Annotated in this window: 16 protein-coding genes; 14 read left to right on the top strand and 2 right to left on the bottom strand. The window is 74.7% G+C overall.

What is annotated here, in order from left to right; translation table 11 throughout:
* The first annotated feature begins 68 nt into the window (after positions 1 to 68).
* From hisD to hisF, 12 genes are all read left to right on the top strand, one after another.
* Positions 69 to 1,394, top strand: a complete 1,326-nt coding sequence (gene hisD, locus KBX43_RS23680; protein WP_210887202.1) for a histidinol dehydrogenase — start codon at positions 69 to 71, stop codon at positions 1,392 to 1,394.
* A complete protein-coding gene (locus KBX43_RS23675; protein ID WP_069089034.1) occupies positions 1,391 to 2,464 on the top strand; it encodes a histidinol-phosphate transaminase in 1,074 nt (357 codons plus the stop codon). The genes hisD and KBX43_RS23675 overlap by 4 nt, the downstream gene beginning before the upstream one ends.
* The gene (gene hisB / locus KBX43_RS23670; RefSeq protein WP_043329493.1) at positions 2,461 to 3,072 is read left to right on the top strand and encodes an imidazoleglycerol-phosphate dehydratase HisB; all 612 of its coding nucleotides are present in this window, start codon (positions 2,461 to 2,463) and stop codon (positions 3,070 to 3,072) included. Before KBX43_RS23675 ends, hisB begins: the two co-directional genes overlap by 4 nt.
* Before the next feature lie 5 nt (positions 3,073 to 3,077).
* Complete coding sequence (locus tag KBX43_RS23665) at positions 3,078 to 3,239, top strand: hypothetical protein (RefSeq protein WP_166456842.1); 162 nt, start codon at positions 3,078 to 3,080, stop codon at positions 3,237 to 3,239.
* Positions 3,239 to 3,862 carry an imidazole glycerol phosphate synthase subunit HisH gene (gene hisH, locus KBX43_RS23660; protein ID WP_043329494.1) on the top strand — a complete coding sequence of 208 codons (624 nt, stop codon included), beginning with the start codon at positions 3,239 to 3,241 and terminating at the stop codon, positions 3,860 to 3,862. Before KBX43_RS23665 ends, hisH begins: the two co-directional genes overlap by 1 nt.
* Positions 3,863 to 3,881: 19 nt before the next feature.
* A complete protein-coding gene (locus KBX43_RS23655; RefSeq protein WP_069089035.1) occupies positions 3,882 to 4,202 on the top strand; it encodes a hypothetical protein in 321 nt (106 codons plus the stop codon).
* 19 nt (positions 4,203 to 4,221) lie between these two features.
* A complete protein-coding gene (gene priA, locus KBX43_RS23650) occupies positions 4,222 to 4,950 on the top strand; it encodes a bifunctional 1-(5-phosphoribosyl)-5-((5-phosphoribosylamino)methylideneamino)imidazole-4-carboxamide isomerase/phosphoribosylanthranilate isomerase PriA (protein ID WP_069089036.1) in 729 nt (242 codons plus the stop codon).
* Positions 4,947 to 5,369 (top strand): RidA family protein, encoded by a 423-nt coding sequence (locus KBX43_RS23645; protein ID WP_043329499.1) that lies wholly within the window; start codon positions 4,947 to 4,949, stop codon positions 5,367 to 5,369. The genes priA and KBX43_RS23645 overlap by 4 nt, the downstream gene beginning before the upstream one ends.
* Before the next feature lie 80 nt (positions 5,370 to 5,449).
* The gene (locus KBX43_RS23640; RefSeq protein WP_043331106.1) at positions 5,450 to 5,896 is read left to right on the top strand and encodes a MarR family winged helix-turn-helix transcriptional regulator; all 447 of its coding nucleotides are present in this window, start codon (positions 5,450 to 5,452) and stop codon (positions 5,894 to 5,896) included.
* Position 5,897: 1 nt separating this feature from the next.
* Positions 5,898 to 6,323, top strand: coding sequence for an organic hydroperoxide resistance protein (locus KBX43_RS23635; RefSeq protein WP_064445243.1), 426 nt, complete (start codon positions 5,898 to 5,900; stop codon positions 6,321 to 6,323).
* The gene (locus KBX43_RS23630) at positions 6,320 to 7,321 is read left to right on the top strand and encodes an NADP-dependent oxidoreductase (RefSeq protein WP_064445244.1); all 1,002 of its coding nucleotides are present in this window, start codon (positions 6,320 to 6,322) and stop codon (positions 7,319 to 7,321) included. Before KBX43_RS23635 ends, KBX43_RS23630 begins: the two co-directional genes overlap by 4 nt.
* An 86-nt stretch (positions 7,322 to 7,407) precedes the next feature.
* Positions 7,408 to 8,175, top strand: a complete 768-nt coding sequence (hisF, locus tag KBX43_RS23625; protein ID WP_043329502.1) for an imidazole glycerol phosphate synthase subunit HisF — start codon at positions 7,408 to 7,410, stop codon at positions 8,173 to 8,175.
* Between the two features lie 7 nt (positions 8,176 to 8,182).
* Here hisF and KBX43_RS23620 read toward each other — a convergent pair whose 3' ends face one another.
* Both KBX43_RS23620 and KBX43_RS23615 read right to left on the bottom strand, forming a co-directional pair.
* The gene (locus KBX43_RS23620) at positions 8,183 to 8,644 is read right to left on the bottom strand and encodes a hypothetical protein (protein ID WP_043329504.1); all 462 of its coding nucleotides are present in this window, start codon (positions 8,642 to 8,644) and stop codon (positions 8,183 to 8,185) included.
* A gap of 116 nt (positions 8,645 to 8,760) precedes the next feature.
* A complete protein-coding gene (locus KBX43_RS23615; protein ID WP_043329506.1) occupies positions 8,761 to 9,396 on the bottom strand; it encodes a YitT family protein in 636 nt (211 codons plus the stop codon).
* Positions 9,397 to 9,456: 60 nt separating this feature from the next.
* Between KBX43_RS23615 and KBX43_RS23610 the strand changes: the two genes are divergently transcribed.
* On the top strand, positions 9,457 to 10,908 hold the full coding sequence (locus KBX43_RS23610; RefSeq protein ID WP_064445245.1) for a PLP-dependent aminotransferase family protein: 1,452 nt from the start codon (positions 9,457 to 9,459) through the stop codon (positions 10,906 to 10,908).
* A gap of 72 nt (positions 10,909 to 10,980) precedes the next feature.
* On the top strand, positions 10,981 to 12,288 hold the full coding sequence (locus KBX43_RS23605; RefSeq protein WP_176722838.1) for a low temperature requirement protein A: 1,308 nt from the start codon (positions 10,981 to 10,983) through the stop codon (positions 12,286 to 12,288).
* The last annotated feature ends 63 nt before the right edge of the window (positions 12,289 to 12,351 follow it).

Genomic DNA, 12,351 nt, shown 5'->3' with positions numbered 1-12,351 from the left:
CCGGCTCACCGTCCCGGCGTGCGGGCGGCCCGGGCCGGTCGCCGCGGCGGCGGCCTAGACTCGCAGGCGTGCTGAATCGGATCGACCTGCGCGGCGGGGCACGTGACCCGCGCCGCCTGCTGCCCCGTGCCCAGCTCGACGTCTCCGTGGCGGTCGAGCGGATCCGCCCGCTGGTCGAGGCGGTCCGGGAGCATGGGTACCCGGCGATCCGGGAGGCCAGCGAACGGTTCGACGGTGTGTCACCGGAGCGGCTGCGGGTGCCGGTCGAGACGATCCGCGCCGCCGAGGACGAGCTGGACCCGCAGGTCCGCGCCGCGCTGCTGGAGTCGATCACCAGGGCCCGCAAGGTGCACTCCGACCAGCGCCGCACCGACCACACCACGACCGTGGTGCCCGGCGGCACGGTCACCGAGCGGTGGGTGCCGGTCGACCGGGTCGGTCTCTACGTCCCCGGCGGCCTGGCCATGTACCCGTCGACGGTGGTGATGAACGTCGTCCCGGCCCAGGCGGCCGGGGTGCGCTCGCTGGTGGTGGTGAGCCCGCCGCAGAAGGACAACGACGGCCTGCCCGACCGCCGGGTCCTGGCGGCCTGCGCGCTGCTCGGCGTGGACGAGGTGTACGCCGTCGGCGGCGCCCAGGCCGTCGCCATGCTCGCGTACGGGGCGGGCGCCGACCCGGCCGGGGACGAGCGCTGCGAGCCGGTCGACATGATCACCGGCCCGGGCAACATCTGGGTCACCGCCGCGAAGCGGCTGCTGCGCGGCGTGGTCGGCATCGACGCCGAGGCCGGCCCGACCGAGATCGCGATCCTGGCCGACGACACCGCCGACCCGGCGCACGTCGCCGCCGACCTGATCAGCCAGGCCGAGCACGACCCGCTCGCGGCCAGCGTGCTGGTCACCCCGTCCACAGCGCTGGCCGACGCGGTCGACGCGGAGCTGGCCCGGCAGGCGCCCGCGGCCAAGCACGCCGAGCGGATCGGCACCGCGCTGCGCGGCGAGCAGAGCGGCGTGGTCCTCGTCGACGACCTGGAGGCGGGCCTGCGGGTGGTCGACGCGTACGCGGCCGAGCACCTGGAGATCCAGACCGAGAACGCCCGCGAGTGGGCGCTGCGGGTCCGCAACGCCGGTGCGGTGTTCGTGGGCGCGTGGTCGCCGGTGTCGCTCGGCGACTACTGCGCGGGCTCCAACCACGTGCTGCCCACCGGCGGCTGCGCCCGGCACTCCTCCGGGCTGTCCGTGCAGTCGTTCCTGCGCGGCGTCCACCTGGTCGAATACACGCAGGAGGCGCTGCGCGACGTGGCCCCGCACGTGGTCACGCTGGCGACCGTGGAGGACCTGCCCGCGCACGGCCAGGCGGTCAGCGTCCGGTTCCCCGAGGGCGGGGCGTCGTGACCACGCTCGACGACCTGCCGATCCGCGAGGACCTGCGCGGGCGCACGCCGTACGGCGCGCCGCAGCTCGACGTGCCGGTGCGGCTGAACACCAACGAGAACTCCTACCCGGTGCCCGAGCCGGTGGTCGAGGCGATCGGCAAGGCGCTCGCCGCCGAGCTGCGTGACCTCAACCGCTACCCGGACCGGGACGCGGTGGCGCTGCGCGCCGACCTGGCCGCCTACCTCGGGCACGGGCTCACCGCCGACCACGTGTGGGCGGCGAACGGCTCCAACGAGATCCAGCAGCAGCTGCTGCAGGCGTTCGGCGGTCCCGGGCGCACCGCGCTCGGCTTCACCCCGGCGTACTCGATGCACCCGCTGCTGGCGCTCGGCACCGGCACCCGGTGGGTGCCCGCCCGGCGCGGCGCGGACTTCGGGCTCACCGCCGACGAGGCGGTGGCCCAGGTCCGCGAGCACCGGCCGGACGTGGTGTTCCTCTGCTCGCCGAACAACCCGACCGGCACCGCGCTCGACCCGGCCGTGGTCGCCGCCGTGCTGGACGAGGCGCCCGGCATGGTGGTCGTGGACGAGGCGTACGCCGAGTTCGCCCGGCCCGGCACGGTGAGCGCGCTGGCGGTGCTGCCCGGCCACCCGCGGCTGGTGGTGACCCGCACCATGAGCAAGGCGTTCGGCTTCGCCGGCGGCCGGCTCGGCTACCTGGCCGCCGACCCGGCGGTGGTGGACGCGGTGCAGCTGGTCCGGCTGCCGTACCACCTGTCCGCGCTCACCCAGGCCGCCGCCCGCGCGGCGCTGGCGCACCGGGACGCCCTGCTCGGCACCGTGGCCGCGATCATGGAGCAGCGGGACCGGATCGTCGCCGAACTGCGCGCCCGGGGCCACCGGGTGGCCGACAGCGACGCGAACTTCGTGCTGTTCGCCGTCGACGGGGACCAGGCGGTGGCCTGGCGTACCCTGCTCGATGCCGGCGTGCTGGTGCGCGACGTCGGCCTGCCCGGCTGGCTGCGCGTCACCGCCGGCACCCCGACCGAGACCGACGCCTTCCTCACCGCGATGGAGAACGTTTCATGAGCCGGATCGCCCGGATCGAGCGGGTCACAAACGAGACCAAGGTGCTCGTCGAGATCGACCTCGACGGCACCGGCCAGGCCGACATCTCCACCGGCGTCGGCTTCTACGACCACATGCTCAACCAGATCGCCCGGCACGGCGGCTTCGACCTGACCGTGCACACGGTCGGCGACCTGGAGATCGACGCGCACCACACGATGGAGGACACCGCGCTGGCGCTGGGCGCCGCGTTCGACCGGGCGCTGGGCGACAAGGCGGGCATCCGGCGGTACGGCTCGGCCACCGTCCCGATGGACGAGGTGCTGGTGCGCGCCGCCGTCGACCTGTCCGGCCGCCCGTACGTGGTGCACGACGAGCCGGCGCTGGCCCCGTACATCGGGCCGGTCTACCCGACGAGCATGACCCGGCACATCTGGGAGTCGTTCGGCCAGTCGGCCCGGATCACGCTGCACGTGGACGTGCTGCGCGCGGCCCGGCCGGGCGGTCACCCGGATGCGCACCACGTGGTCGAGGCGCAGTTCAAGGCCGTCTCCCGCGCGCTGCGCGAGGCCACCGCGCTCGATCCCCGTAACGCCGGTGTGGTGCCGTCCACGAAGGGCGCTCTCTAATGAAGGTGCTGCCCACTCTTGTGTTGATCCTGGCCGGGCTGCTGGTCGGCGGGACGTGGTCGCTGCTCAAGCAGGGCGCGCCGCGCGCCGCCGTGGTGGTCACCGGGCTGCTGGCCGTACTGGCCACCGTCGCCGGGGTGCTCTGGCTGCTGCCGGGGGAGAGCTGATGACGCGGCGCGTGGTGGTGCTCGACTACGGCTCGGGCAACCTGCGGTCGGCCGAGCGCGCGGTGGCGCGGGCCGGCGCCGACGTGACCGTCACCGACGACCTGGACGCCGCCGCGTCGGCCGACGGCCTGGTGGTGCCGGGCGTGGGCGCGTTCGCCGCCTGCATGGCCGGGATCGAGGCGCTGGGCGCCGGGCCGGTGATCGCCGAGCGGGTCGCCGCCGGGCGGCCGGTGCTGGGCATCTGCGTCGGCATGCAGATCCTCTTCGGGCACGGCGAGGAGCACGGCGTGGTCACCAAGGGGCTCGGGCTGCTGCCCGGCGGCGTGACCCGGCTGCCCGCGCGGCGGCTGCCGCACATGGGCTGGAACACGGTGCGGCCGCCGGCCGGCTCGACGCTGTTCGCCGGGCTGCCGGAGGGCACCCGGTTCTACTTCGTGCACTCCTACGGCGTGACGGACCCGGCGGCGCTGGCCGAGGCGGGCGCCACGGTGACGACCGCGCACCACGGCACGGACTTCGTGGCCGCGGTGGAGCGGGGCGCGCTGTCGGCCGCGCAGTTCCACCCGGAGAAGTCGGCCGACGCCGGTGCGGCGCTGCTGCGCAACTGGCTCGGCACGCTGTGACCGGCCCGCTGGCGGCCGCGTGAGCAAGGAGCGGGCCCGCCGCCGCGCGGAGCGCGAGGCCGAGCAGGAGCGTGCGCGCGCCGCCCGCGCCCGCCGGGTGGCCCGCCGGGAGCGGCGTCGTTCCCTGGTACGCCGGCTGACGCCGTCGCTGCGGCGCGGCCGTACCGGCCGGCTGCGCCGGCACACCCGCCGGGAGCGGGCGACGATCCTGGTGCTCACCGCGGTGGCGGTGGTCGGCATCTGGAGCCTGGTGGACGACCTGGCGCTGCGGCTGGTGCTGGTCGCGTTGTTGTTGCTGGTCCTGCCCGCGATCGTGGTGATCGCGCTGGACCGTCGTTGAGGACCCGAGGAGAGAAGCGTTGAGCCTCACCCTGTTGCCCGCCGTGGACGTCGCCGACGGCCAGGCCGTCCGGCTCGTGCAGGGCGCCGCCGGTAGCGAGACCGCGTACGGCGACCCGCTGGACGCGGCGCTGGCCTGGCAGTCCGACGGCGCGGAGTGGATCCATCTGGTGGATCTGGACGCCGCGTTCGGGCGGGGCTCCAACGCCGCGCTGCTGGCCGAGGTGGTCGGCAAGCTGGACGTGAAGGTGGAGCTGTCCGGTGGCATCCGCGACGACGAGTCGCTGCGGGCGGCGCTGGCCACCGGGGCGGCGCGGGTGAACATCGGCACCGCCGCGCTGGAGGATCCGCAGTGGTGCGACCGGATCTGCGGCGAGTACGGCGACCGGGTGGCGATCGGGCTGGACGTGCGCGGCCGTACCCTGTCGGCGCGCGGCTGGACCCGCGACGGCGGTGACCTGTACGAGGTGCTGGCCCGGCTGGACGCGGCGGGCGCGGCGCGGTACGTGGTCACCGACATCACCAAGGACGGCACCATGCGCGGGCCGAACCTGGACCTGCTGCGCGAGGTGTGTGCCCGCACCGACGCCCCGGTGATCGCCTCCGGCGGCGTGTCCACGCTCGACGACCTGCGGGCGCTGGCCACGCTGGAGCCGGTGGGCGTGGAGGGCGTGATCGCCGGGAAGGCGCTCTACGCGGGCGCGTTCACCGTCGCCGAGGCGCTGGCGACGCTGCGGGCCGACGCATGACCGCCGCGCCGCCCGAGCCGCCGGCGGACGCCGGTGTGGTGACCCGGCTCGGCTCGGGCGGCCCGTGGGAGGCGCTGTACGGCTACTCGCGGGTGGTCCGGGCCGGTTCGCTGGCGATCACGGCCGGCTGCACCTCCACTGTGGACGGCCGGGTGGCGCACGCCGGCGACGCGGCGGCGCAGACCGCGCAGGCGATCCGGATCGGCCTGGACGCGCTGGCCGAGGTGGGCGCCGGTCCGGGCGACGTGGTGCGGACCCGGATGTACGTGACGGACCGGATCTTCGCCGACGAGGTGGGCCGGGCGCACAACGCGGTGTTCGGCCCGGTACGCCCGGTGGCGACGATGGTGGTGGTGGCCGGGCTGATCGACCCGGACCTGCTGGTCGAGGTCGAGCTGGAGGCGTACCTCCCCGCCTGAGGCGTTCCGGGGTGCCTCGCGCGCCCCGGACCACACGCCGATCGGTTGTGCACAACCTAATTGTGCGTTACGGTTTCGCGGTGACCGATGATCTGGTGCTGCGCCGGCAGGTGTGCTTCGCCCTCTATGCGGCGTCGCGCGCCATGACCGACGTCTACCGGCCCATCCTCGACGAGCACGGCCTGACCTACCCGCAGTACCTGGTGCTGCTGGTGCTCTGGGAGCGTGACGACGACGCCCCCACGGTCTCCGAGCTCGGCGCCGCGCTCCGGCTCGACTCCGGCACGCTCTCCCCGCTGCTCAAGCGGCTGGAGGCGGCCGGCCTGGTGGTGCGTACCCGCTCGGCCGCCGACGAGCGGCGGGTCGAGGTGGGCCTCACCGGCCAGGGCCGGGCCCTGCGGGAGCGGATGTGTGACGTGCCGCGGCAGGTGGCCACCGCCACCGGGCTCACCGAGGCCGAGCTGGTCTTCCTCCACGGCATCCTCACCCGGGTCACCGAGACGATCCACCGACAGAAGGAGCAGTGACATGCAGGTGCTCTACACCGCCTCCGCCCGCGCCACCGGCGACGGCCGCGACGGTCACGTCCGCACCTCCGACGGCACGGTCGAGCTGGACCTCGCCGTACCGAAGGAGATGGGTGGCGCCGGCGGCGCGGCCAACCCGGAGCAGCTCTTCGCGGCCGGCTACGCGGCCTGCTTCCACTCCGCGCTGCGCGTGGTCGCCCGCAAGGCCAAGGCGGACGTCTCCGGCTCGGTGGTCGAGGCCGAGGTGGGCATCGGCCCGAACGGCAGCGGCGGCTTCGGCCTCGCCGTGACGCTCGTGGTGGACCTGCCCGCGGTCGAGCGCGCGGCCGCCGAGCAGCTGGTCGACGCGGCCCACCAGGTCTGCCCCTACTCCAACGCGACCCGGGGCAACGTCGAGGTCACCCGCACGGTCCGCGAGGCCCGATGAGCGGGATGAACCGGGAGATCCATCTGGCGTCCCGGCCGCAGGGCTGGCCGACCGCGGAGAACTTCCGGCTGGTCACCACCGAGGTGCCGACGCCGGGCCCGGGACAGGTGGTGGTCCGCAACCGCTTCATGTCCGTCGACCCGTACATGCGCGGGCGGATGAACGACGTCAAGTCGTACGTGCCGCCGTTCGCGCTCGACGCCCCGCTCGACGGGGGCGCGATCGGTGAGGTGGTGGCCGGCGAGGCCGGCGGCGTCAAGCCCGGCGACACGGTGCTGCACGGGCTGGGCTGGCGCGAGTACGCGCTGGTGGACGCCAAGGGCGCGCGCAAGATCGACCCGGACCTGGCGCCGGTGACCGCCCATCTGGGCGTGCTCGGCATGACCGGGCTGACCGCGTACGCCGGGCTGCTCGACGTGGCCGCCATGAAGCCGGGGGAGACCGTCTTCGTCTCCGGCGCGGCCGGCGCGGTGGGCAGCATGGTCGGCCAGATCGCGAAGCTGCGCGGCGCCGGCCGGGTGATCGGCAGCGCCGGCTCCGCGGCGAAGGTGGAACGGCTCACCGCGCTCGGCTTCGACGCCGCGTTCGACTACCACGACGGCCCGGTGTCCAAGCAGCTCAGGGCGGCCGCCCCGGACGGCGTCGACGTGTACTTCGACAACGTCGGCGGCGACCACCTGGAGGCCGCGATCGGGGCGATGAACGTGCACGGCCGGGCCGCCATCTGCGGCATGATCGCGCAGTACAACGCCACCGAGCCGCCGGCCGCGCCGCGCAACCTGGCGCTGGTGATCGGCAAACGCCTGACGCTGCGCGGTTTCCTCGTCAGTGACCACGGTCACCTGCGGGAGCAGTTCGTGCAGGAGGTGGCGGGCTGGCTGCGCGAGGGCCGGCTGTCGTACGACGAGACGATCGTCGACGGCATCGAGCAGGCCCCGGAGGCGTTCCTCGGCCTGCTGCGCGGCGAGAACCTCGGCAAGATGCTGGTCCGTCTCTGACCGGCGTGAACCCGTACCACCACGGGCGGTGGTGACCGGCCTCACCGGCGGGTCACCACCGCCCGCGCGTTGGCTAGGCTCGGGGCATGACGGTGGCGGTACGGGTCATCCCGTGTCTGGACGTGGACGCCGGGCGCGTGGTCAAGGGGGTCAACTTCCTCGACCTGCGCGACGCGGGCGACCCGGTGGAGCTGGCGGCGGCGTACGACCGGGCCGGCGCGGACGAGCTGACCTTCCTCGACGTCACCGCCTCGTCCAGTGACCGCGGCACCATGCTCGACGTGGTGCGGCGTACCGCCGAGTCGGTCTTCATCCCGCTCACCGTGGGCGGCGGCGTCCGCCAGGTCGCCGACGTCGACACGCTGCTGCGGGCCGGGGCGGACAAGGTGGGCGTGAACACCGCCGCCATCGCCCGCCCGGAGCTGATCGCCGAGATCGCCGACCGGTTCGGCAGTCAGGTGCTGGTGCTCTCGCTGGACGTGCGCCGCGCGCCCGACGGCACGACGCCGAGCGGTTTCGAGGTGACCACGCACGGCGGGCGGCGGGGCACCGGGCTGGACGCGGTCGAGTGGGCGGCGCGCGGCGCCGAGCTGGGCGCGGGGGAGATCCTGCTCAACTCGATGGACGCCGACGGCACCAAGGCCGGGTTCGACCTGCCGCTGATCCAGGCGGTCCGGGAGGTGGTCGACGTGCCGGTGATCGCCAGCGGCGGCGCGGGCGAGGTGGCGCACTTCCCGCCGGCCGTCGGCGCGGGGGCGGACGCGGTGCTCGCGGCGAGCGTCTTCCACTTCGGTGAGCTGACCGTCGGCGAGGTCAAGGACGCGCTGCGCGGCGCCGGGCACCCGGTGCGCTGAGGCGCGCTCACTGCCGGCCGGAGTGCCCCTCGGGGGAGCGGCGCGGCATCGGGATCGAGCGGACCACGTACTCCTGCACGGCGGCGGCGTGGTCGTCCTCGTCGAGCTGCCACTCGGACTCACCGGGCGGGTGCCGGCGGGTCAGCACGCCCTGCACCGTGTCCACAGTGGTGCCGAGCCCGGCGCTGGGGCGGGTGCGCCAGAGCCGCTCACCGTCCGGTGTGACCCGGAACCAGCCGTCGGCGACGCTGACCAGGCCCGCGCCGACGAGCCGCCGGACCGCGCCCTCCACCTCGTGCCGCTCGGGGATGGCCTGGTTGAGGTGGTCGGCGGTGGAGAGGACGTCGGCCAGTCGTACGCCTTCGGGGCGGCGTGTCGACGCGGACCGCCGGTGCCGGCCGGCGCCACTGGCGATGACAAGCGCGACGAAGATCCAGGCGTCGCTCCAACGCCATCCGTTCTCCCCCATGCAGGAATGATGCCCGGCCGCGACGGCGGAGGAAACACCTGGTTTTGCTGTTCTTCGTCACCGCAGCTCAGCGCGTTGCGGATCGCTTCGGGCCGTGGCGGTCGGCCCGGCGCCGGTCACGTAGCGTAAGCGCCGCTCGCCGGCCGTGCGGGCAGCGCGAAGACCGGGATGAAGAACTGGGCGAGCGGGCCGATGGTCAGCGCGTACGCCACGGTGCCGAGGCCGACGGTTCCGCCGAGCAGCCAGCCGAGGGCCAGCACGGTGACCTCGATGCTCGTGCGGACCAGCCGCACCGAGAAGCGGGGATGACGGGCGACGAATCCGGTCATCAGACCGTCGCGGGGTCCGGGGCCGAGCCCGGCGCCGAGGTAGAGCCCGGTGGCGGCGCCGTTGGCGACGATCCCGGCCACGAGCATCGCGGCACGCGCCGGCATGCCCTCACCGGGCGGCAGCACGGCCAGGGTGGCGTCGACGACCAGGCCGATGACCACGACGTTGCTGACCGTGCCGAGGCCGGGCCGCTGCCGCAGCGGGATCCAGAGCAGCAGCACGAGAGCGCCGACGGCGATGGTGACGGTGCCGAAGGAGAGGCCGGTCTGCCGGGCGAGCCCCTGGTGGAACACGTCCCACGGGTCCAGCCCCAGCTCCGACCGGATCATCAGCGCCATGCTGAGGCCGTACAGGACGAGCCCGGCGTAGAGCTGGGTGAGTCGTCGCGCCGAACGGTGCCCGAGATTGCCAAGCGGTGCCATGCATGCCACCCTAGGGGCCAATTGCAGGGACGTAAGGGGTCCAATTCCGGAGGTGTGGCCATGACCAGCCAGGTGCGCGGCGTCCAATTGGCGCGACTCCTCGGCCAGTGGCATGCACTGCCGGGCCGCCGCCGCAGCCCCGACTACGCCGCGCTCGCCGGCGCCGTCCGGGGCCTGCTCGCCGACGGCCGGCTGCCCCTGGGGGTACGCCTGCCGGCCGAGCGGGAACTGGCCGAGGCGCTGCGGATCAGCCGGACCACTGTCACCGCCGCGTACCGGGAACTGCGGGAGAGCGGCCACCTGGCCAGCCGCCGGGGCGCCGGGAGCTGGACCATGCTGCCCGGCGGCCACCGGGTCGCCAGCACCGGGCTGTGGACGCCGCTGGACGACCGCGACATGATCGACCTCGGCGTGGCCGCGCTGTCCGCGCCGCCGCAGCTCGTCCCGGCCGCCCGGGCGGCCGCCGAGGACCTGCCCCGCTACCTCGGCGGGGCCGGCTACCACCCGACCGGCATCATCGAGCTGCGGGAGGCGGTGGCCCGCGGGTACACCGAGCGCGGGCTGCCCACCAGCCCGGAGCAGATCATGGTCACCAGCGGCACCCAGCACGCGCTGGACCTGGTGCTGCGGCTGGCCCTGTCGCCCGGTGGCGCGGTGCTCGTCGAGTCACCCACCTACCCCAACGCGCTGGCCGCGCTGGCCGCCCGGCGCGCCCGGATCGCCACGCACGGCCTGTCCGACGAGGGCTGGGACGCCGAGCTGCTGCTCGGCAGCATCCGGCAGACCCGGCCGAAGCTCGCGTACGTGATCCCGGAGTTCCACAACCCGACCGGCCACCTGATGGCGGCCGACCTGCGCGAACGGCTGGTCGGCGCGGCCCACGCGGCCGGCACCGACCTCGTCGTCGACGAGTCCTTCGTCGACCTGCCGCTGGACGGCACCCCGCTGCCGCCGCCGGTCGCGGTCTTCGACAGGCACTCCCGGGTGATCAGCATCGGCGGGATGAGCAAGCCCTACTGGGGCGGCCTGCGGATCGGCTGGGTCCGCGCCTCCGCGCCCCAGGTGCAGCGGCTCGCCGCGGCCCGGGTCGGGGTGGACATGGCCAGCCCGGTGCTCGACCAGCTCGTCGCCGTGCACCTGCTCGCCGAGGCGCCGGCCATCGTGGCCGCCCGCCGGGCCCAGCTCGCCGCGCAGCGCGACGCCCTGGTCGCGGCGCTCGCGGAGCAGCTGCCCGACTGGCGGGTCACGCCGCCGCGCGGCGGCGTGACGCTCTGGGCCGAGCTGGACGGCCCGATCTCCAGCGCGCTGGCCCGGGCCGCCGAGGAGGTCGGCGTACGGCTGGCGCCCGGACCCCGGTTCGGCCTGGACGGGACGCTCGAGCGCTTCCTGCGGTTGCCCTTCACGCTGCCCGCCGAGGAACTGGTGGAAGCGGTGGGCCGGCTCGCCGCGGTGCGCTACGACCTGGACCGCACCAGCCGCCCGCAGTGGCGCGAGCCGAGCGTCATCGCCTGACCGCCCGCCCGATCCGGTGGTGAACCGCCCGAACCACAGCTGCGGGCGGGTCCGCGCCCGCACACTGCCCGGGTGGGAGACGGGGACGCGGTCCGGTGGTCGTGGGCGGTGCGGCGCAGCGCGCCGGGCTCCCGCACCACCCGGCTGGAGCTCTTCTACGACCTGGTCTTCGTCTTCGCGTTCCTGAGCGTCACCACGCTCACCGCCTCGGTGCTCACGCCCGCCAACCTCTACCGGTTCCTGCTGGTGCTGGCGCTGCTCTGGTGGTCGTGGACCGGCTTCGCCCGGATGGGCAACGCGTTCCGCGCCGACCAGGGGATGCTGCCGCTGATCGGCGTCGTCACCGTGGCGGCCACGTTCCTGCTCGTGCTCAGCACGCCCAGCGCGTTCGCCAACAGCGGTGGCTGGCTGCCCGGGCCGCTGGTCTTCGCCGCGTGCTACTTCGTGATCCGGACCGCCCAGCTCACCGTCTTCGCCTGGGCCGACCGCGCCGACCCGGCCCGGCGCCGGGGACTGCGGATGCGCTTCCTGGCCCCGACGGTGGCCACGGCGCTGCTTGTCGTCGCCGGCACACTCCCCGGCCGGCTGCCGCAGGAGCGGTTCGCGGTCGGGCTGCAACTGGCGCTCTGGACGCTGGCGCTGCTTGTCGAGTACGTCGCCGGGACGGTCCTGGGCCAGCAGTGGTGGGTGGTGCTCTCGGCCGGGCACTGGGCGGAACGGCACGCGCTCATCGTGCTCGTCGCACTCGGCGAGTCGATCATCGCGCTGGGGCTCGGCCCGAAGCGCGGGCTGCCGCTCACCGGCCCGGTGGCGATCGCCGCGTTACTCGGCATCACGGTCGTGGCGGCGCTGTGGTGGGCGTACTTCGACACGCTGGCGTTCGCCATGGAACAGGTCCTGCACCAGGCCCGGGACCGCGCCACACGGCTGCGGCTGGCCCGCACCGCGTACACGTTCCTGCACCTGCCGATAGTCGCCGGGATCATCCTCTACGCGCTCGGCCTCAAGGACCTGCTGGCCGAGGCCGCCGATCCGCACACGCCCGCCTGGGGGCTGCCGCTCGGCGACTTCTGGGGCGCGATCCTGTTCGGCGGGGTCGCGTTGCACCTGCTCGGCGTCGCCGGGTGCTGGTGGGTGGCGCTGCGCGAGATCCACTGGCGGCTGCTGACCACCGTGGGGGCGCTGACCGCGGTCGCCCCATTCGTGTTCCGTGTGCCGGAGCTGGTCGCGCTGATCGCGCTGGCGGTGGTCACCGGCGCGGGAGTGGCCTGGGAGACCCGGGGCGAGAACGGTCACCGGCGCCGGGTACGCCAGCTCGCGCTGGAGGAGCAGATCGCCGCCGAGGCCGAGCAGAGCCGCTGGCGGCAGCAGCACCTCTGACCGGCGCCGACGCGAACGGCCGTGCCCCGGGACGGTGGGGCACGGCCGGCGCTACCGGCTGGC

It is taken from the genome of Micromonospora sp. C41 (assembly GCF_018070485.1).
Taxonomy (GTDB): Bacteria; Actinomycetota; Actinomycetes; order Mycobacteriales; family Micromonosporaceae; genus Micromonospora; species Micromonospora chalcea.
The sequence above is the reverse complement of the archived record's forward strand: the minus strand, read 5'-3'. Positions and strand labels throughout refer to the sequence as shown.